This is a genomic window from Desulfovibrio sp., assembly GCF_009712225.1.
In the GTDB taxonomy this organism is placed as follows: Bacteria; Desulfobacterota; Desulfovibrionia; order Desulfovibrionales; family Desulfovibrionaceae; genus Desulfovibrio.
This window is the reverse complement of record NZ_WASP01000006.1, coordinates 281,352-301,719: the sequence shown is the minus strand read 5'-3', so window position 1 is coordinate 301,719 and position 20,368 is coordinate 281,352. Positions and strand designations below refer to the sequence as shown.

Genomic DNA, 20,368 nt, shown 5'->3' with positions numbered 1-20,368 from the left:
CCAATGCTGCACACCACACCTGCCTGGTTCTTTTTTGGAGACTCGCTGACGCAGGGCGTCAACGATGCAGTCATGCCGGGCGGGTGGGTAAGCCGCCTGGCAGTACTGGCACACGAGGCAGGTTTAAGCCCCATACCGCGCGCCACATTTTACAATCTTGGCGCACGGCGGCACAGCACGGCAGACCTAGCCACCCGATGGCGTTCAGAGCTTGAATGCAGGCTTATACCCGGCATGGTTCCCCGCCTGGTGTTTTGCACTGGGGTGGTGGATATGGCGGCTCCTGGCGGCGGCCAGCCTGCACAACCACAACTGGCGGCTGCCTTGCTGGACCAGCTGCTTGCCGAAGCGGCATCTGTTGCACCAACACTGGTCATAAGTCCGCCGCCGGTAAGTGATGCCGCTGCCAACGCCCGTATTGGACAGCTTGGCAAGTTGCAGCAGCAAATCTGCGCAGGCCGTAGCGTGGCCTTTGCCCAGGTGTATAAAATCTTGGCTGACACAGCTGATTATATGGATGATTTGAGCGATGGGCTGCACCCTGGCGCACAGGGCTGCACCCGCATGGCGCAAACGCTGCTGGCGCAGGAATGTGTACGCGCCTTCATGTGTGCAGCGCAGTAGGAGAACACAATGGGTTCATGTATTCCCTTTATTGATGAACAGCCCTTTGCAGAACGCGTCAAAACATTGGCAGACGACGAACTGCTCGAAATCTGGGAAGAAACCCAGCAGCTTGAAAGCATGCTCTGCAGCGCCCTTCACACCGATCTGGCTTTGGCGCCCGATTATGAAAAGGTAATTGTTGAAGAGCTGTTTTTACGCTCGAGCCGCCGGGGAAACCAGTCCATTATGGGCAAATAACAAGATAAGTCACCCCTGCTGGTTAGACGCGCAAAATGCAGCCAGCAGCAACAGCTGTTAACAAGACAGCGGCCGTAAGCATGTGCGCCTTGATATGCAGGGTGTGCTGATGTTCGGTCGCTGTTTTTGTATTTTACGCCACACCCACCACACCCGCCATTTTTCTTAAAAACCACACGGGCCTTGGCTGATGCCTTGACTGGGACCTTCAGCTGGTAACCGCAAGCCGTTTTGTGCTGCGCAGCATGTGCTGCCCAAATGCAGACAGGCCGAGCAAAAGCCCGGCCTGTCCCAAATACCCTTTGGCATATCTTGCATCAATCACGCGCAGCTGTGTCAATCCGCATCTGGTCAGCCCTGGCCAGTTAAAACCCGGCTTCAGGCTGCCCCTGTCAAACGTGTGAGGCCATTTTGCGCGCAACACCAGAGATTCCTGGCATCAGCATGCGATGTATCACATGCAATCGCAGGTTTGCCAAAGCAATGCGAACCATGGACTATATGGTAGTCAAAAGCTCCATATCGTCGCCAGAAAGCAGCTTATCAAGGTCAAGCATGATAAGCAGGCGATCCTGCAACTTGCCCACACCGCTGATGTAGTCCGAGTCCACCCCGGCAACAACCGGTGGCGGCGGTTCCACCGTGCTCGCGGGTATGCGCAATACCTCGGAAACGGCATCGACAACAAAACCCACGATGATATTGTTAATTTCAATGACAATAATCCGCGTGTTTTTGTCATGCCCCTTGGGGGCAAGACCAAAGCGCCGACGCAGATCAATGATCGGGATAACCTTGCCGCGCAGATTGATGACGCCTTCCACAAATTCCGGAGCGCGGGGCACCTTGGTAATTTCCATGGTGCGGATGATTTCCTGAACCTTCAGGATGTTCACCCCGAACTCTTCTTCACCGATGCTGAACGTCACCAGTTGCAGAAGTTCGTCTTCCTGTTTTTTCTGACTCAGATCCATGTCTGCTCCCTTGTCGCAAGTAGGCCGCAGTCGTGTGCCCAAAAATCAAACGAGGTGATGCCACAAGGCCACTGGTCTCTTTTGCATCTTAAGCACTGCTGTATGCTCACACATTAGACAATATCGGCAGTACAGTAAAGAACCATAGGGCAGGCTGCAAAAAAGAGCATTATTTTTCATACGCTTCATTCAGGGCCTGCTCCAGTGTGTGGGCACTGTACACGTCGCGCAGAACAAGTGGCTGGTTGGCATCATCGCCAGCAGGAAAAAGCGCAGTAAGAGGAATACTCTTGCTGCCTAGCGCGTCCAGCAAACGCACTGCGTATGCATTGGCATTGGTAAGATCCACCCGCACCAGTTCCATGCCGTAGCGTGCCTGCAATTTGCGCATGCGCTCGTCTGTCAGCACAGTGGCTTCCATGAATTTGCAGTTGGGGCACCAGTTGGCGGTAAATTCAAGCAACATGGGTTTTTTGCCGAGAGTTGCCTCAAACGCTTCCGGCGTGAACTGACGCCACTGCGGCAGGGGCGCCACGGGCCGCAGCACCCAGAAAACAGAGGCCACCAGCAGCCCAACGCCAATGACGCTCATGACCTTGCGGCGCAACGGGGGAGCGGTAATGCCGCAATACTGCCCCCACAGCCAGGCGCAGAGCGAAAGCACCAGCAGCACTGTAAGCACCTGCATATGCCGCTCAACAGGCAGCACAGAGAGCAGATACAGCGCCGTGCCCATGAGCATAAAGCCCACGATACGCTCAAACACGTGCATCCACGCGCCTGGTTTGGGCAGCACACGGGCAAGGTCGGGCCAGATGCAAAACATAATGTAGGGCAGGGCCATGCCAAGCCCCACAGCCCAGAACACCACCATTACGATGATGAGCGGCTGGGTAAAGGCCCAGCCCAGCACACCACCGAGCAGCGGCCCGCTGCAGGGCGTGGCAAGAAAGGTTGAAACAAGACCGGTAAAATATGCCTGCAGGCAGGGATTTTTGCTGCTCGCCCCGGTTTTGAGATCAATAACCGGCAGACTGAACACGCCAAGGGTGGAAAGCCCCATAAGATAAACAACCAGCAACATTACCATAAGCACGGCCTGATTCTGGTACAGCTGCCCCCACATGAGGTCCGCAAGCCCCAGCACCAGAGCCAGGGCGCTGAAAAGCGTCATCACCCCGGCAGCAAAACACAGGTTGTGCATCCTGAAGCGCTTGAGGCCTGCGGCGTCGCGCCCGCCCACCATGAGCAGTCCGCTTACCTTGAAGGTAAGCACCGGCAGCACGCAGGGCATGGCATTGAGCAGCAGACCCGCAATGATGCCAAACAGCAGTGCCTTGCCAAGGCCGGAGATTTCAAGCGCATCATCAAGAAAACGCGGCGAAAGGCGCACGTCAAAACCGTCTGGCGGAGGCAGCTTGTCCACAATTTCGTCTGCCCATACGCCGCTGGACTGGGCACTTTCGTTGGCCCACATCTCGCCCGAGATGTCGTCGTTGCCGCCCTCTTCTGGGGCATCCGCCTGGGCCGTGGCTGGCACAACAGGCGGGCGCTGTCGCATTTCCTGCCACTGGGCATTCCAGGGCATGACATTTACGGCGGGAGCTTCGCGGGGAACAATGCCCGTAAACTGCTCATTAACAGGCATGCACTTACGGTTTGAGCACAGGAGCATGCTGATATCGGCCACAAAGGGCTTGCCCGCCGCATCAGGCGGCAGCGAGGCATAAAAGACAACATTGCCCTCGTAAACGTTTACAGTGGCCGTGGGGTCGTAAAAATCGCGCTGCACAGCGCCCTCGGGATAATGCACGGGCAGAGGGCGGCCTCCGTCCACAGAAATGGCCACCGTGGTGGGTCTGCCCGCCTCTCCAGGTTCGTGCCCGTAGGCATGAAACTCGGCAGGAATCACAATGTGCAGCGCTGCAATCAGGTTCTGCCCGTCTCGCGCGGTTTCCAGCCGGGGATGCAGGTCTTCTGCCTGGGCCGACACGCAAAAGAAAAATGTGGCTACCAGCGCGACAATGCCAGCGCAAAACACGCGCCAGCACTGCCCGCCAGCCAGTTTTGCGGGCACTGATGCAGATGCAGCCAACTTGGCATATTTCAAAGTGGTATCTCTTTTTAGCTGATTTTTTTCAAATTACTTGACAGGCAGGGCCGCTTAAGCGTAAACACCTCTTCACGCAATGCGGGTCATTAGCTCAATTGGTAGAGCAGCTGACTCTTAATCAGTTGGTTCGGGGTTCGAGTCCCTGATGGCCCACCAGAAAATTCAGGTTCGTGGTTCAACCACGAACCTTTTTTTGTTGTCGTTTTGCAATTTTTCATGGCGTTCACCTGTTCCGAAAACAATATCCGCTAGTCTAGAACAAGTCCAGACTCTGCCCAGTTTCTTCCGAACTTGTGAAATCAGCGACGTTCCTCTTTTTTCCCGTTTCACAACAATGCTGGCCTTCTGTTCCCCTGCTTCCTCAGGCGCAGGTGGTTCGTCAAGGGCTGCTTTTCCCCGTTATCTGCCCCTTTATCTCCTCGTACCACATTTTATCGTGCTGCTGGCAACGCCCCATCCCTGCCCATCTTATCCACAGCCAACGACCTGTCGCAAAAAAATATTTGCAAAACCAGCCCGCAAAAAATTATGCCACAACCAGCGCATACTCCCCGCCATTGGCGCGCCCAGCTGCCCCCCCGCGCATAATAAAAAAGCCCGCGTCACCCGCACAGCATACACTGTGCAGGCCACGCGGGCCCAAGCGTCAAACTGAACCAGCTCTGCGCGGCTAGGCGCGGGGCTGCAGATGCTTGGTCTGCTTCTTGAGCCTGTAACCCACCCACACAAAGGCGATCCAGACGGGCGCGAGCATCACGGCGAGGCTTTCACCAATGACCACAAGCACAACCAGCACCAATACCATGACAAGCAGGCAAAGATAGTTGGTAAAAGGATGCCAGAACGACTTGAAGTGGATCAGTTCGCCAGCACGCTCCATGGCGGCGCGGAACTTCAGGTGGGTCAGGCTGATCATGGCCCAGTTGATGACCAGAGCGGCCACCACCAGCGACATGAGCATGCCCAGAGCCTTGCCGGGCATGGCGTAGTTGATGATTACGCAGATCAGCGTGGCAAGGGACGAAATCAGCAGGGCGTACACCGGCACGCCACGGGCGCTGACAGTGCCAAGAGCCTTGGGGGCGTTGCCCTGAAGGGCGAGGCCGTAAAGCATGCGGCTGTTGCAATACACGCAGCCGTTGTACACAGAAAGGGCCGCCGTAAGCACAACAAAGTTGAGCACGTGGGCAGCGGAAGGAATGCCTATAAGATCAAAAATCTGCACAAAGGGGCTGCCCACCATGGCTTCGGCCCAGTGGCTCTTGTCCACGGGCGCGCCAAGCTGGCTCCAGGGGTGCAGGGTCAGCAGCACAAGCAGCGCGCCGATGTAGAAAATAAGAATGCGGTAGATAATCTGGTTCACAGCCTTGGGAATGGTTACGCGGGGGTTGTCGGTTTCCGCCGCGGCAATGCCCACAAGTTCAAGGCCGCCAAACGAGAATGCCACAACCGCCAGCGCGGTAAACACGCCTTCCCAGCCGTGGGGCAAAAAGCCGCCGTGGGCCCACAGGTTGCTCACCGACGCATCAGGGCCAGCATGGCCGCTGAACAACAAAAACGTGCCCAGCAGAATCATGGAAACAATGGCCACGATCTTGATGGAGGCAAACCAGAATTCCATTTCGCCAAACAGGCTCACGTGGCACAGGTTGATGCCCGTGATCAGCAAAAAGAAAAATGCCGTGGTCTGCCACGGTTGAATGCTGGGAAACCAGTACTGCACGTACACGGCCACTGCAGAGAGCTCGGACATGCCCACCAGAACATAGAGAATCCAGTAGTTCCAGCCAGAGAGAAGACCGGGAAAATCACCCCAGTACTTGTGGGCAAGATTGCTGAACGAACCTGCAACGGGTTCCTGCGCCATCATTTCGCCAAGCTGGCGCATGATCATAAAGGCAATGAAGCCGCCAAGGGCATAGCTCAGCAAAACAGCGGGGCCAGCCATCTGGATGGTTCCTGCCGAACCCAGGAATAGACCGGTTCCGATGGCACCGCCCAGGGCGATGAGCTGTACGTGCCTGTTTTTCAAGGCTCTTTTCAATTCAGGTGTGTTGTTTTTCATTTGCAGCAAATTGGCTACGGCTACCCCCGCCAGAGTCGCCCAGTTGCATCAAACCCGGTATGCGGCCGGTTTTTCCCCTTGCCCTCGCCGCACGGCCTAGCACGCATGCAACTAAAGGCAGCCAGAACCACCATCTCTGCCAGCAGCATGGCCGCCAGCCCCCTCAAAAACACAAAACCTCACCCCGCAACTGGCGTTGTGTGCCATCGCTGGCGCAACCGCCCATGTGTGGAAGGAGGCACAAGGCAAACCCCGGCTGCCGGACGCATACGCGCCAGCATCCGGGGTTTGCATAACCTACTTAGGCTGTTCGGAACTTCCAGCTGTTGGTGCAGTAGTTGGGGCAGCAGGAGCCGCTGCTGGTGCAGAAGCTGGCGCATGGGCAGCCTGATCGGCCACATCCCTGGCATCAACAATTCTTACGCCAAATTCTGCCACACCGTCTGGCGGGGAATAAAAAAGCACCATAAAGGGTACTTCGCCCCCACGCGGCACATTGGTGTTGTTGGTGAGAATTTCCACCTTGTTGTTGAGGAAGGATTCCATCTCCTTCTCACTCAACACCTGAAGCTGAAAAAGTGAAAGCTGCACGCCACCCAGCTGTTTTTTGACTGCCAGGGCTTTTTTGTCCTTGTCGTAAATGGCCGCCTCAATGGTGATCAGTTCCTTTGGCTGCGGAAACTCGTTCACCACCCGGCCTTCAACCACAAAGACCTTGCCTACTTTTTCGTTATCCACATAGTACTGCCGCACATTACGCATGGTCAGCAGCTCAACCTGCTTGGCAATGTCCTGCTCGTTCTGCTGTTTTGCCGCGCCCTTTGATGTGTAATACCACCAGCCGCCGCCAGCGCATGCCACCACCAGCACAAGCGCCAGCGCAATCTTGAGCAGCGGCAGCTTCTTTTTGATGGGCATTTCGGGCAGGGGCCCCTGCTCTGCAAGAGGCACCTCGGGCTCATAGGTAAACACCGTTTTGCACACCGAGCACCGCAGCTTGACGCCCGGCTTGGCAAGCTGATCCGGCAAATTGAAGCGGCTAGCGCAATTGGGACATTTTATTTCCATGCCTTTACTCCAAAACCTACCGGCTGCCGGAGCCGGGAAAAGCCTATTCGGGAATAACTTCAAACACACCGGGCAGCATACGGTAATGCTCGGCGTAGTCCAGTCCAAAACCCACAATAAAGCCCTGGTTCAGCTTGAAGCCCGCAAAATCAACCTTAACGTCAACTTCACGGCGCTCGTCCTTGTCTACCAGAGCGGCCAGGCGCAGGCTGCGGGCCTTGCGAGCCGCAAACTGGCCAAGCAGAAAGCGCATGCTGTGACCGCTGTCCACAATATCTTCAACAATCAGCACATGCTTGCCGCATATGTCAATCTCAACATCCTTGCTGAAGATCACATGCTTTGAGCTGGTGGAACTTTTGCCGTAGCTGGAAAGACGGACAAAATCCAGTTCCAGGTTTTTGTTATGCAAGAACCTGACCAGATCGCTGAAAAACATAAAGCCGCCCTTAAGCACGCAAACGGCCACCAGAGGTTCGTCACCGTATACTGCATTGATCTCGGCGGCCAGCTCCTGAATCCGGGCTGCAATCTGTTCCGACGTAAAAACCGGTTTCAGTTCCTTGACAACAATATCTTTAGCCTTGGACATGTGTTTCTCCTGCTTCCTGTGCAGCGGAATCCAGTTCAAAATAAACGGCAGTTTCATCGCAGTTGGGGTACTTGGCGCAGTGCACGCAGTCAGCCCATATTTTTTGCGGCAAAACGCTCTTGTCCACAACCTTGAAACCCAGGCGGTCAAAAAAGGCCTCCTGATATGTGAGCGCAAAAACCTTTTTTATATGCAGGCTCTGGCATTCTGCCAGGCAGGCATGCACAAGTTCCCTGCCCGCTCCAAGACGGCGCACGTCTTCGCGCACCACAAGCGAGCATATCTCGGCCAGATCTTCCCACACCGGTGCCAGAGCGCAGCAGCCCACTATTTCGCCTTCTGCATTCTCGGTAACCATAAAATTGCGCACATGCCCGTAAAGATGGATAAGGGCACGAGGCAGCAAAAGCCCTTTCTGGGCGCATTGCAGCAAAAGCCCATGCATGGACTTTACATCGTCCATGTGGGCTTTGCGCACCACAAGGGTATTTTCCATTATTTCTGTTCCAGCAACTTTTTGAAGACCATTTCGACCATTTCGGCGTCAGCCATGCCAGGTTCGGAGAGAATCAGCTGGCCGTCCTTGCTGTAAAAGGCATTGTGCGGAATCTGCGTGATCTTGAATGCCTTGGCGATTTCGCGGTCAGCCATATAGACCGGGTAGGTCATCTTCATCTTTTCCACAAAGGCCGGCACTACCTTGGCGTCTTCATCAAGGGAAAGGCTGACGATAAGAACGTCTTTTTCCGCATATTTCTTGCGCACGTTCACAAGCTCGGGAATTTCAACGCGGCACGGAGGGCACCATGTGGCGAAGAAATTGAGCATGATAACCTTGCCCTTGTTCTTGGCCAGCATATCGGTAAGTCCGGCCAGATTCAGGGTAGGAACCGACGGGGCCGCCAGCGCCGAGCACGGCAAGGCCAGACACAGCAATAAGGCCAGGATGACTTTCTTCATAATATACCCGAAGTTTTAAGGGTAGAAGCAAGACCACGCAGGGCGCGGCTACACAAACTGCTTGGCGGCCTTTACCGCACCTACGGCATCAGCGCAATACGCGTCTGCGCCAATGGCATCGGCAAAAGCCTGGGTAACAGCCGCCCCACCCACCAAAACCTTGATGGGCAAAGCGCGCTCCCTGACAATTTTAATGGTGTCTTCCATGCGCACCATGGTGGTGGTCATCAAGGCCGACAGGCCGATGATACGCGCGTTGTGCTTGAGTGCGCAAGCAACAATGGCCTCGGCAGGCACGTCCTTGCCAGCGTCCACAACGTCAAAGCCGTGGTTGCCCAGCAGCAGGGAAACAATATTTTTGCCGATGTCGTGAATATCGCCCTCAACCGTGGCCATCACCACCACGGGGCGCTCTTCTGCCCCGCGCGAAGCTTCAAGCAGCGGCTTAAGGTGGACAAAGGCGGTCTGCATGGTTTCGGCGGCGCGGATAAGCTGTGGCAAAAAGTATTCGCGCCGCTCGTAGCGCGCGCCCACCTCTGTAATGGCGGGAATCAGCTTTTCCTGCACCAGGCTGAAAGGGTCGGCCCCTTTTTCAAGTTCTGCATCAAGCAGGGGCAGCACGTTTTCCTTGTCGCCGTTAAGTACGGCCTCGGCAAGGGTTTTGGCGGCAGCACCGCCGCCCTGCCGCACCTGCACAGAGCCTTCACCGGGCTTCCAGCCCGAATACGAGGCAATAAAAGACGAAGCGTGGGCGTCGTGGTTGCACAAAACCTTGAGCGCGTCGGCCGCTTCGCGCAGCCGTTGGGCAGAGGGATTGGCGATACACGAGGTAAGGCCCGCGCCAGCGGCCAGCGAAAGGAAGGTAGCGTTGAGCAGCTCGCGGGCGGGCAAGCCAAACGAAAGGTTTGAAAGCCCAAGGGTGGTGGGCAGGCCGTTGGCCGCGCACCAGCGTGTCATTTCGAGGCACTGCAGGGCGCTGTCGGCACTGGAGGAAACCGCCAGAGCCAGAATGTCCACCATCATCAAGCGGCGCGAAATACCCATTGCTTCAGCCTTTTCAATGAGGCTTTCAACCGTGCGGATGCGCTCTGCGGCTTTTTCCGGCAGATGCGCCCCCTGCAGGGGCAGCAGAATGAAGGGCGCGCCAAAATCGCGGCACAGGGGGCCGAGCTGCTCCATACGCCCGGCCTCGCCGCTGATGGAATTGACCAGAAACGAACCCGGGCAATACGGCAGGGCGTTGGCAATGGCCGCAGCGTTGGAAGAATCTATGGAAAGCGGCATGGGCAGCCGCCCCACAAGGCGCTGCACCAGTTCGGGCAAGAGCTGGGTTTCGTCCACAAGGGGCGCGCCCACGTTAACGTCAAGCACAGTTGCGCCAGCGTCCACCTGCGCGTCGGCCAGCTGCATGGCCACGTCAAACACCCCGGCCTGAAGCTCCTGCGTAAGGGCCTTCTTGCCAGTGGGGTTGATGCGCTCGCCAATGATGGTCAGGGGCTCGCCCACGGCGATGCGAACCATTTGTGAACGGTTTGTCAGGCAGATACCCCTGCGGATCACCGAAGGCGGCGTAATGTTTTCCACACCGCGCAGGGCTTGCGCAAGTGCCGCCAGATGCGCCGGAGTTGTGCCGCAGCAGCCGCCCAGCACGCGTGCGCCCATGTGGGCAAAAGGAGCGGTTTTTTGCGCAAAATCCTCCGGCCCCAGCGGAAACACCGTCACGTTGTCGCGCAGTTCGGGCAGGCCAGCATTGGGCTCGGCCATAACCGGGCATTCGCACGCGTTGAGCAGTTCCTGCACCACGGGCAGCATCTGGTCCGGCCCGAGGCTGCAGTTGGTGCCCACTACGTCCACACCCATGTTCTGCATGGTTTCGGCAAAAATGGTGGGGGTTGAGCCGGTGAGGCTCACGCCCTGCTCAAAAGTCATGGATACCATGACGGGCAGGTCGCATTCCTGCCGGGCGGCGGCCACTGCGGCCCGCGCCTCGGCCAGGTCAAACTGCGTTTCAATAAATATAAGGTCGGCCCCGCCCGCCACCAGTCCGCGAATCTGCAAGGCAAAGGCGGCGATGAGATCGCGGGGCTCCACCGGCCCCAGCGGCTTGGCAAAATGCCCGGTGGGGCCAACATTGCCCGCCACAAATACGGGTCTGCCAGCCTGCGCGGCGGCTTCTTTGGCAATTTCAACCATGCGGCGGTTGAAAGAAAAAACATCCAGACTCTTGGGCAGCTTGTAAATATTGCCGCCAAAGGTGCACGAGGTGAGCAGGTCAACACCAGCGTCGAGATAGGCCTTGTGAATGCCGCGCAGGGTATCGGGGTTTTCCATGCAGAATTCTTCAGGGGTCGCGCCAGCGGGCATACCCGAAGCCTGAAGCATGGTTCCCATGGCCCCATCAAGCAAAAGCGGCCTGCCAAGGCCGAGGGCTTGTCTGAATGTCATCGTCGTCTCGCTCTGTTCCCAGCACACCTGCCGCAGGCAAAAGAGCACCTTTGCCTTCCGCCTGCATTACCTGTATGGTGGGGCTTCGGTTGTTTGCGGCCGCCAGCCCTGCATTTTTAGCGAGCCTGGACACGCAAGCCGGAACCGGGGCTGTGTGCCGCCGGAGCCAACAAAATAAGCCATACCGTAGAACCCGGCAGGCCTTTTACTACTGAAAAACATTGAAAAGAACAAACCAAAACTATAGCATCAAACATTGCGGCCAGTTACGGGCCGCGATTATCAAGTATAAATATCATGAAAAAAGATAGTCCGATAGTTCCCCCAAGCCCACGCCGCGCCAAAAAAGCGGAGGAATCTGAAATTTCCACCCCCGAGGTGGAAATTCTCGATGCTCCCAAGGCGCGCAAACGGGCCACTTCCACCGCTGGTGGCACACGCGCTGCGGCCCCTGCCACGCGTGCGCGCTCTGGTGGAAAAAAAGCGGCGGAAAAAAATATTCTCGATATTGACGGCGCTGAAGTAAGGGAAGTTGCCGCTGATTCCGTGGCCGACGCGCAGGAAGACGACGATTCGCTGGTGGATGGTGCCACGGATGTAGACATTGACCTTGATGAAGCCGACGACCACGACCTCGACCCCCTTGTGCTGGACGCCGACGATAGGGATGGCCTGCCTGCGCCGTCCACTACCCGTCTGCCCGCTGTTGGCACGCGCGACAGCCTGCACATGTACCTGCGTGAAGTGAGCCGCTTCCCTCTGCTCAAGCCCGATGAAGAACACGAACTGGCCCTGCGCGTACGCGACCACAACGACGCGGACGCCGCCTTTCGGCTTGTTTCATCGCATTTGCGCCTTGTGGTGCGCATTGCCATGGATTTTCAGCGCCGCTGGATGCAGAACGTGCTTGATCTGGTGCAGGAGGGCAACGTTGGGCTCATGCGCGCGGTCAACAAGTTTGACCCCGACAAGGGCATCAAGTTTTCGTACTACGCCTCCTTCTGGATCAAGGCCTACATTCTCAAGTTCATCATGGACAACTGGCGCATGGTCAAGATCGGCACAACCCAGGTGCAGCGCAAGCTGTTCTACAACCTGAACCGCGAGCGGCAAAAGCTCATCGTGCAGGGTTTTGACCCCGACGCCGCCATGCTCTCCGAGCGTCTCGGCGTGACGGAAGACCAGATCAACGAGATGGACCAGCGCCTGGCATCTACCGACATGTCGCTCAACGTGCCGGTGGGTGAAGACGCTGGCGGCGCGACGCGCATGGACTTTTTGCCCGCGCTGGGCCCCGGTATTGAAGACAGCCTTGCCAGCGACGAAATCGCCGGGCTTGTGCGCAGCAAACTCAAAACCATACTGCCCAAGCTGAACGAAAAAGAGCTGTATATTCTGCATAATCGCCTGCTCACGGACGAGCCGGTAACCTTGCGCGAGATAGGCGAACGGTATAACGTCACGCGGGAACGCGTTCGCCAGCTGGAGGCGCGGCTGCTGGAAAAAATCCGGCAGCATCTTGCTGTGGATATCAAGGACTTTTCAGACACATGGATACAATCCTGATATGAAACGTAACCACGTTGCGCTGCTGTGCGCCCTGGCCCTTACCGCCGCCACCTCGTTTTCACTGCTTGGCTGCGGCGGCTGCTCTGGCTCGCGCCACCAGGCTGCCGACAAATCGGATGCGCCCGCAGCGGAATCTTCCGCTCCTGCGGACACAGCAAAAGCCCAAAAGCTCGATCTAAAGGGCGTTTCGCTGCGCCCGGTCGAAGCCGAGCTTTCGCCCAACGCGCTCAATACCTACGCTTTTCTTGTATTTGCGCAGGCCATGAACAACGAGGATGACAACGCCCTTGCGGCGGCGTCTCCCCTGCTTGCCAAGGCGCACATGCCAGTCAATATCTGGCTTGAGGGCGGCGTATGGCTGCTGAGCCGCAAGTCGCCCCACGCGGCCATGGTTATGGAACAGGCCCTCAGCGTCTGGCCCGACGATATCTCGCTCAACCTGCTCTATGCAGAAGCCCTTATGGAAAAAGGTTCGCCCGAGCTTGGCGTCAAGCTCATGCGCGAATATCTCAAGAAGCATCCCGAATCTGTGGATGCCCGCATGGAGCTGGCCCTGCTGCTGGTCAAAAGCAAGCAGTACCCAGAGGCGGAAAAGCTGCTCAACAGCGTTACCGGCAAGCAGCGCACCCCCCTTGTGGACTATTACCACGCCCGCGCGCTCATAGGTATGGACAGGCCCAACGAGGCCGTGACCTACCTGCAGCGCGCCATCAAGGACATGCCCGATTTTGTGGAGGCTATGGCCGAGCTTGCCTTCATTTATGAGCAAAAGCCCGATCTCAAGGCTGCGCGCGGCATGTACGAAAAGCTGCTCAAGCTCAATTTTTCCACGCAGGATGTGCTGCTGCGTCTGGTGAACATTTCGCTGCGCATGGGCCAGCCCGAAAAGGCGCTCAAGTACATGCAGCAGGGGCCGGAAAGCACTCCCTTCCGCCTTACTGTCGCCAGCATGTTTATGGATTCCCGCCACTTTTTGCAGGCAGAAAGTCTGCTCAAGCAGATTGTGGCCCAGGGCGATGCGCCCATGGACGTGTATCTGCTGCTGGCAGAACTGGCCTACGACCAGCGCCGCGACCTTGATCTGGCTTTTTCGTGGCTCGACAAGATTCCCGCCACAAGCAAGGCGGCTGTACGCGGCGAAATGCTGCGCGTGCAGCTGCTGACCGAGGCCGGACGTGACGCCGAAGCGCTGGGCACCGTGCGCAAGGCCGCGCAGGCCAACCCCGATTCTTCCGAACTGGTGGAAGTTGAAGTGCGCCTGCTTGCCCGCCAGAAGCAGATGAAGCAGGCGCTTGAAACCGCCCAAAAGGCCGCCAAACGCTGGCCCAACAATGCGGAAATGTGCTTTTTGCTCGGTTCGCTGCAGGATGAGACTGGCGATAAAAAGGCCGCTTTCAAAACCATGGAACAGCTTCTCGCGCTGCACCCCGACAATTATCAGGCCCTCAACTATGTAGGCTACACCCTTGCCGAGGAAAACCGCGATCTTGACCGCGCCATGACCCTGCTTGTGCGGGCCAACGAAATCGCACCCAACCAGTCCTACATTGTGGACTCTCTGGCCTGGGCCTACTACAAGGCCGGTAAAATTGATGACGCCCTGAAGGAAATCCGCCGCGCCGTTACGCTGGACGAGCATACGGATGCCTCCATATGGGAGCACTATGGCGATATCGCCGCGCGGGCCGGTCTTAAGGACGAGGCTCGTACTGCCTATCAAAAGGCCATGGAACTCAAACCCGACAATGCGGAAGCATTGCGGCAGCGGCTTTCAAACCTATGAAAAAAATCATCATCTTCTGTTGTCTGGCGCTGCTCTGCGCGTGCGCCCGTCAGCCTGTGCTGCAAACCTCGCCTGAAAATCGCGCAGTTCTTGAGCAGCGCTGGCAAAAATTTGCCGCCCTTGGCGCTGTTGACAAGTCCGAGCCCTACCGCCTGCAGCTGAGTCTGCGTTTTGGTACAGAGGGTGACACCAGGCGCGTAACAGCCCTGTTCTGGGGCAACAGCCAGCGCCAGCTGCGTCTGGATGTGATGGCTGGCGTGGGCACGACCGTTGCCAAGATTCTTGAAGACGGCCAGCATTTCCTTGTTTACAGCCCCAGCGAAAACAAGGCCTACTTCTATCAGGGCGCAACCAAGCCCCTGTTGCAGGTGGGCGTGCCGGTGCCCTTTAACCTTGTGCATCTGGCCGACCTGCTCAACGGCAGGTACGCTGCCGTGTTTGGCAAGCAGTTTGAAAGCACCGCCTTCACTGCAGACGGCAAGGCCATTTACGACCTTCAGGGTCAACCCGGTGGCCGCGTGACCCTCAACGAGCAGGGTCTGCCCGTTGAATGGCAGGAACAGGCCAACGGCAAGGGCTGGAGCATGGAAATTCTGTACTCCGACGACCCCACGCCGCTGCCCCGCCGCCTGAATCTTGCGCACAGTAACGGCAAGCGCGCCATTGTGCTTATCAAGGAAAGGGAAAAGGTTTCTCAGCCCTTTACAAAAGAGCAAATGGCCTTACCCCTTCCTGAAGACGCACCCCTGCTGCCCCTTGCCAAGTTCAAGCAGCAGCCATAGCCTCTGCCCTTTGCCTCAAAGCCCTTTTCAGGTGCAGACAGCATCAGGGCAGTATGCCTACAGACACCAAGCGGTGCGTTCGGCCAGTCCGGACGCACCGCCCGCAACTTTGCAGGAGCACGTATGCAAACCATTCATATTGCCTCAGACCACGCGGGCTACGCGCTGAAAACACACCTTGTGCAGTTTCTTGCCCAAAAGGGCATCAATGTGGTGGATGAGGGAACCAATTCCACCGACAGCTGCGACTACCCCGTGCTGGCCCACAAGCTGTGCACCGCTGTTGAAAAGGAACAGGGTACGGGCATTCTTATCTGCGGTACGGGCATAGGCATTTCCATTGCCGCCAACCGTCACGCTGGCATCCGTGCGGCTCTGTGCGCCACCGAACTGCAGGCCCGTCTTTCACGCCAGCACAACAATGCCAACGTGCTTTGCCTTGGTGCGCGCATCATTGGCGTGGAACTGGCGCAAGCCATTGTTGAGGCTTTTCTCGAAGGTTCGTTTGAGGGCGGCAGGCATCAGCGCCGCATCGACATGATCAATCTTCCCGGCCAGGCCGGGTAAGGGACATACATGCTGATCTACAATACCCTGGGCCGTAAAAAAGAAGAGTTCGTTCCCGCGCAGGCGGGCAAGGCAAACATGTATGTTTGCGGCATCACGGCCTATGACCTTTGCCACATAGGCCACGCCCGTTCGGCCCTTGTTTTTGATGTGCTTTCGCGGCAGCTGCGCCATATGGGCCTTGAAGTGCGCTTTGTGCGCAACTTTACCGACGTGGATGATAAAATCATCAACCGCGCCAACAAGGAAGGCCGCGACTGGCGCGAGGTGGCCCAGACCTACATCACCGCTTTCCATGAAGACATGGACCGCCTTGGCGTGCTGCGCGCGGATGAAGAACCCCGCGCCACCGATTATATTCCGCAGATTCAGGCCATCTGCTCTACCCTGATCGAATCGGGCAAGGCCTACTCCACGCCCTCGGGCGACGTGTATTTCAGGGTGCGTGCCTACGAACCCTACGGCAAGCTCTCTGGCCGCAGTCTCGACGACCTGCTTTCTGGCGCACGCGTGGCTCCCGGCGAAGAAAAGGAAGATCCGCTCGATTTCGCCCTGTGGAAGGCCGCCAAACCCGGCGAACCCTTCTGGGAAAGCCCCTGGGGCAAGGGCCGCCCAGGCTGGCACATTGAATGTTCGGCCATGAGCCAGCCCTATCTGCCGCTGGATATCCACGGCGGCGGGCAGGATCTCATCTTTCCGCACCACGAAAACGAAATAGCCCAGTCAGAGGCAGCCTGCGCATGCTCGCTGGCCCGCTACTGGGTGCACAACGGTTTTGTGCAGGTAAATGCCGAAAAGATGTCCAAGTCGCTCGGCAACTTCAAGACCATACGCGATATTCTTGAAAACTATCTGCCAGAAACCCTGCGCTTTTTCCTGCTGGGCAAGCACTACCGCAGCCCCATCGACTTTACCGCCGATAGCATGGACGAAGCGGAAAAAGCCCAGCACCGCGTGTACACGGCCCTGCACGAAGCCCGCAAGGCCCTTGCCCGCGACAAGTGGAAAAAGACCCCTCTGCCGCCCGAAATGGCCGAGGAATGGGCCGCGCTGCCCAAGGCTTTTGACGCCGCTCTTGAGGACGACATCAACACTGCCCAGGCTCTGGGGCAGGTTTTTGCCCAGGTGCGCCTTGTAAACCGCCTGCTTGAAGACAAGGGTCTGCGCGCCGGCGAAGCCGGGCGCGATCTGCTGCAGGACTTTCTTGCCCGTGCGCAGGAATGGGACAAGCGCCTTGGCCTTTTTGGTCAGGATCCGCAGGTCTTTCTGGCCGAGCTGCGCAGCCAGCGCGCCCGCCGCGCGAATATTGACGTTGCCCGCGTGGAAGAACTCATGCTTGCCCGGCAGGAAGCCCGCGCCAGCAAGGATTTTGCCCGCTCGGACTCGCTACGTCAGGAAATTGCAGACCTCGGCGTGAGCGTACGCGATACCCCCGAAGGTCAGGTTTGGGATCTGGAGTAAGCCGTAGCCCGCGTCGGTTTTCGGCGCGGGCCTTTTTACTGCGGCCCAGTGAGGATGACATGCTGCACCGTGTTGCCGTGCGCCGCGTTATGGCGCTGTTGGTTCTGCTGTCGTTTCTGGCAGCCCAGCTTGTGGCCGTGCCTGCCCAGGCCTTCTTTTTCGGCGGTGTCACCATCAAGGACGAAAAGGAGATGGGCCACAAGTTTGACGTAATGATCCGCTCAAATATGGGTATTGTTGAAGACCCGGAAGTGAGCCTCTATGTCAATCACATCGTGGAACGTCTGGCCAAAAGCCTTCCGCCGCAGCCTTTCAATTTCAAAGCGGCTGTAATCCTGCACAATTCGCTCAACGCCTTTGCCATACCCGGCGGCTATGTGTACGTGTTCACCGGCCTGATCATGAACCTTGAAAAAGAGGAAGATCTGGCTGGCGTGCTTGCCCACGAACTGGCGCACGTAACCCAGCACCATGTGGCCTCGCGCCTTGAACGCGCCCAGTTCGTGACCCTTGGGTCGCTGCTGCTGGCCATTGCTGGCGTTGCCGTGGGCGGCTCGAGCGGCGGCGCCATTGCCGTGGGCGCACTGGGCGCAGGGCAGTCGGCCATGCTCAACTATAGCCGCATAGACGAAACAGAAGCTGATCAGATCGGCCTGCAATACCTTGTGGCTGCGGGCTACCCGCCTCAAGGCATGGTGGACGGCTTCAAGGTGCTGCGCCAGAAAAGCTGGATGAGCGGTACCAACGTGCCCACCTACCTTTCTACCCACCCCGCCATCGGCGACCGCATCAACGGGCTTCAGGCCCGCATACAGGGCATGGGCAAGTCTGTGCAGGGACGCACGCAGGACAACAGCCGCTTTATCCGTGTAAAAACACTTTTGTGGGCCCGCTATGGCGATGAGCAGGCGGCCCAGCAGCGCTTTTCTGGCAAGGACGGTCTTTCGTGCATGGGGCGCGGCATTGTGCTGGCCCGCATCAACCGGGTCAACGAGGCCAACAAGGCCTTTGACGAGGCCCTTGCCGCTTCGCCCAACGACCCCCTCGTGCTGCGCGAGGCCGGGGCCTTCCACTACCGCAAGGGTGACATGAGCCGCGCCGACGGTTTGCTGCGGCAGGCCATGCGCCTCGACCCCCGCGACTACATGGCCGCGTTTTTCTACGCACGCATGCTTGATGAAACCGGCAAACAGGCGCAGGCCTCGCAGTACTATAAGGATGTGCTGCGCTACGTGCCCGAAGACGCCGAGGTTCACGAGGCCTACGCCCGTTCTCTGGGCAAGGTTGGCGACACTGCCGGGGCGTACATACACATGGCGTACAGCGCGCTGTATTCCAACAACAAAAAACAGGCCGAACGCTACTTTAACCAGGCAAAGGCTTTGTCTGGCAAGTCTGCCAACCCGCGCGATTTCCAGAAGCTGGAGGCAGCCTACAAAGAGCGCAAGGAAATATGGGATAAAAACTGATGATGGAAACACATGCCACAACCATACTGGCGGTCAGAAAAAACGGCCGGGTGACCATTGCCGGAGACGGTCAGGTGACCATGGGCCAGAGCATGATCATGAAGCACGGCGCGCAAAAGGTGCGGCGTCTGCATGATGGCAAGATTCTGGCGGGCTTTGCCGGTGCCACCGCCGACGCCTTTACCCTGTTTGAGCTCTTTGAGGCCAAACTCAAGGAGCTGCGCGGCAACATGGTTCGCGCCGCCGTTGAAATGACCAAGGAATGGCGCAAGGACAAATACCTGCGCAAGCTTGAGGCCATGCTGCTGCTGGCCGACAACGAGCATATCCTTGTTCTTTCGGGTACGGGCGACGTCATCGAACCCGACGACGATGTTGCGGCCATTGGCAGCGGCGGGCCTTATGCCCTTGCTGCTGCCCGTGCGCTGGTGCGGCATAGCGATATGGATGCGGAAGCCATCGCCCGCGAGGCCATGAGCATCGCTTCTGAAATCTGCGTGTTCACCAACGGCAACCTGACGGTTGAATCCCTGTAATCATCAATCAGGACCAGAGCCCATGAGTGTTGTAGTTGCCGGATGCAAGGTCAACCTTGGTCTGCGAATCACAGGCGTGCGTGAAAACGGCTATCATGAGCTGGATTCGCTTTTCTGGCCTCTGCCCCGCCCCTGCGACAGGCTGCACATAAGCGAAACAGGCGCAAGTGGCATTGTGGTGCACTGCGACACGCCGGGCATCGACCTTGCGAATAACACGCTCACAAAGGCCTATGCCGCGCTGGCCGAGCGGGTACCCAGCCTGCCCGGGCTTGAGGTCAGGCTCATCAAGGGCATTCCCACCGGGGCCGGGCTTGGTGGCGGCAGCAGCGATGCTGCGGCCCTGCTGCAATGGCTCAACAAAAGGCTGCCCGCTCCCCTGACTGACGAAGAGCTGGCCGCAGTGGCACTGAAAGTTGGCGCAGACACGCCGTTTTTTCTCAGGAACACGCCGTGCCGCGTAAGGGGTATTGGCGAAATAATCGAGCCATGTGCGGCGGATGAGCTTGCGGGGATACGCCTTGTTCTGGTATGTCCTGATATTCATGCTTCAACCCCACAGGCATATGCTGATTATGACGCCAGCACGCGGGCTTCAAACACTATTCCTGGGCAAAATTGCTTGACAAAGCCTGAAAGCAAGGCTAATGGAACTTTTCTCTCCGGGGTGCGGATTGCTTTGGACCTTCACAATGACCTTGAGGCCGTTGTGTTTTCACGCCATCCACAGCTTGCAGAAATCAAGGCGAACTTGCTGCGCCTTGGAGCTTGTGCCGTTGCCATGAGCGGTAGCGGTTCGAGCATTGTGGCGCTTTTCGCGCGCGAATCTCACGTGGAATCGCAGGCGGCAGCCGCCATGCTGCAAGGAGAGAACAGGCGCGTTTACGCGCATGTGTTGTGAAATACTGGGATGTAGCCAAGTGGTAAGGCAACGGGTTTTGGCTCCGTCACTCGAAGGTTCGAACCCTTCCATCCCAGCCACGCACTGTTGCCCCGCGCCTGGGGCGTATTACCGCGCCTTCCGTCGGCTTTCGGCGGCCTGGCAATAAAGCGCCGCCTTTCTTCCGGCGACGGCAGCAAGGATGTATAACCGTAAGTGCTCTTTGGCGCGCAAGGCAGG

Annotated in this window: 18 protein-coding genes and 2 tRNA genes; 12 read left to right on the top strand and 8 right to left on the bottom strand. The window is 57.7% G+C overall.

Going from position 1 to position 20,368, the window contains the following annotated elements; translation table 11 throughout:
- Positions 1–3 precede the first annotated feature (3 nt).
- Both F8N36_RS06730 and F8N36_RS06725 read left to right on the top strand, forming a co-directional pair.
- Positions 4–624 carry a GDSL-type esterase/lipase family protein gene (locus F8N36_RS06730; protein ID WP_291332030.1) on the top strand — a complete coding sequence of 207 codons (621 nt, stop codon included), beginning with the start codon at positions 4–6 and terminating at the stop codon, positions 622–624.
- A gap of 9 nt (positions 625–633) precedes the next feature.
- Positions 634–864, top strand: a complete 231-nt coding sequence (locus tag F8N36_RS06725) for a hypothetical protein (protein ID WP_291332029.1) — start codon at positions 634–636, stop codon at positions 862–864.
- Between the two features lie 497 nt (positions 865–1,361).
- On the opposite strand, the gene F8N36_RS06720 is transcribed toward F8N36_RS06725, so the two are convergent.
- Both F8N36_RS06720 and F8N36_RS06715 read right to left on the bottom strand, forming a co-directional pair.
- On the bottom strand, positions 1,362–1,838 hold the full coding sequence (locus tag F8N36_RS06720; protein WP_291332028.1) for a chemotaxis protein CheW: 477 nt from the start codon (positions 1,836–1,838) through the stop codon (positions 1,362–1,364).
- Between the two features lie 169 nt (positions 1,839–2,007).
- Positions 2,008–3,915 (bottom strand): cytochrome c biogenesis protein CcdA, encoded by a 1,908-nt coding sequence (locus F8N36_RS06715; RefSeq protein ID WP_291332027.1) that lies wholly within the window; start codon positions 3,913–3,915, stop codon positions 2,008–2,010.
- A 116-nt stretch (positions 3,916–4,031) separates the two neighbouring features.
- Between F8N36_RS06715 and F8N36_RS06710 the strand changes: the two genes are divergently transcribed.
- Positions 4,032–4,107, top strand: a tRNA-Lys gene (locus F8N36_RS06710).
- Between the two features lie 514 nt (positions 4,108–4,621).
- On the opposite strand, the gene F8N36_RS06705 is transcribed toward F8N36_RS06710, so the two are convergent.
- The 6 genes from F8N36_RS06705 to F8N36_RS06680 form a co-directional block, all read right to left on the bottom strand.
- Positions 4,622–5,983, bottom strand: a complete 1,362-nt coding sequence (locus F8N36_RS06705; protein WP_291332026.1) for an amino acid permease — start codon at positions 5,981–5,983, stop codon at positions 4,622–4,624.
- A 330-nt stretch (positions 5,984–6,313) separates the two neighbouring features.
- The gene (locus F8N36_RS06700) at positions 6,314–7,084 is read right to left on the bottom strand and encodes a zinc-ribbon and DUF3426 domain-containing protein (RefSeq protein ID WP_291332025.1); all 771 of its coding nucleotides are present in this window, start codon (positions 7,082–7,084) and stop codon (positions 6,314–6,316) included.
- A 43-nt stretch (positions 7,085–7,127) separates the two neighbouring features.
- Positions 7,128–7,676, bottom strand: a complete 549-nt coding sequence (gene hpt / locus F8N36_RS06695) for a hypoxanthine phosphoribosyltransferase (protein WP_291332024.1) — start codon at positions 7,674–7,676, stop codon at positions 7,128–7,130.
- Positions 7,663–8,172 carry an N-acetyltransferase gene (locus F8N36_RS06690; protein ID WP_291332023.1) on the bottom strand — a complete coding sequence of 170 codons (510 nt, stop codon included), beginning with the start codon at positions 8,170–8,172 and terminating at the stop codon, positions 7,663–7,665. Before F8N36_RS06690 ends, hpt begins: the two co-directional genes overlap by 14 nt.
- Positions 8,172–8,636 carry a TlpA disulfide reductase family protein gene (locus tag F8N36_RS06685; RefSeq protein ID WP_291332022.1) on the bottom strand — a complete coding sequence of 155 codons (465 nt, stop codon included), beginning with the start codon at positions 8,634–8,636 and terminating at the stop codon, positions 8,172–8,174. The genes F8N36_RS06690 and F8N36_RS06685 overlap by 1 nt, the downstream gene beginning before the upstream one ends.
- Positions 8,637–8,684: 48 nt before the next feature.
- Positions 8,685–11,081: a homocysteine S-methyltransferase family protein gene (locus tag F8N36_RS06680; protein WP_291332021.1), complete on the bottom strand. Its 2,397-nt coding sequence runs from the start codon at positions 11,079–11,081 to the stop codon at positions 8,685–8,687.
- 297 nt (positions 11,082–11,378) lie between these two features.
- Here F8N36_RS06680 and F8N36_RS06675 point away from each other — a divergent pair, with 297 nt between their 5' ends.
- From F8N36_RS06675 to F8N36_RS06635, 9 genes are all read left to right on the top strand, one after another.
- A complete protein-coding gene (locus F8N36_RS06675; RefSeq protein WP_291332020.1) occupies positions 11,379–12,647 on the top strand; it encodes an RNA polymerase factor sigma-32 in 1,269 nt (422 codons plus the stop codon).
- 1 nt (position 12,648) lies between these two features.
- The gene (locus tag F8N36_RS06670; RefSeq protein ID WP_291332019.1) at positions 12,649–14,433 is read left to right on the top strand and encodes a tetratricopeptide repeat protein; all 1,785 of its coding nucleotides are present in this window, start codon (positions 12,649–12,651) and stop codon (positions 14,431–14,433) included.
- Positions 14,430–15,215 (top strand): lipoprotein insertase outer membrane protein LolB, encoded by a 786-nt coding sequence (locus F8N36_RS06665; RefSeq protein ID WP_291332018.1) that lies wholly within the window; start codon positions 14,430–14,432, stop codon positions 15,213–15,215. Before F8N36_RS06670 ends, F8N36_RS06665 begins: the two co-directional genes overlap by 4 nt.
- Before the next feature lie 123 nt (positions 15,216–15,338).
- Entirely contained in the window at positions 15,339–15,782 is a 444-nt protein-coding gene (rpiB, locus tag F8N36_RS06660) for a ribose 5-phosphate isomerase B (RefSeq protein ID WP_291332017.1), read from the top strand.
- A gap of 9 nt (positions 15,783–15,791) precedes the next feature.
- The gene (gene cysS / locus F8N36_RS06655) at positions 15,792–17,243 is read left to right on the top strand and encodes a cysteine--tRNA ligase (protein WP_291332016.1); all 1,452 of its coding nucleotides are present in this window, start codon (positions 15,792–15,794) and stop codon (positions 17,241–17,243) included.
- 59 nt (positions 17,244–17,302) lie between these two features.
- Complete coding sequence (locus F8N36_RS06650) at positions 17,303–18,712, top strand: M48 family metallopeptidase (protein ID WP_291332015.1); 1,410 nt, start codon at positions 17,303–17,305, stop codon at positions 18,710–18,712.
- A gap of 2 nt (positions 18,713–18,714) precedes the next feature.
- On the top strand, positions 18,715–19,248 hold the full coding sequence (gene hslV, locus F8N36_RS06645; RefSeq protein ID WP_291332596.1) for an ATP-dependent protease subunit HslV: 534 nt from the start codon (positions 18,715–18,717) through the stop codon (positions 19,246–19,248).
- Between the two features lie 22 nt (positions 19,249–19,270).
- Positions 19,271–20,149 carry a 4-(cytidine 5'-diphospho)-2-C-methyl-D-erythritol kinase gene (ispE, locus tag F8N36_RS06640; RefSeq protein ID WP_291332014.1) on the top strand — a complete coding sequence of 293 codons (879 nt, stop codon included), beginning with the start codon at positions 19,271–19,273 and terminating at the stop codon, positions 20,147–20,149.
- Positions 20,150–20,154: 5 nt separating this feature from the next.
- A tRNA-Gln gene (locus F8N36_RS06635) sits at positions 20,155–20,229 on the top strand.
- Positions 20,230–20,368: the final 139 nt, after the last annotated feature.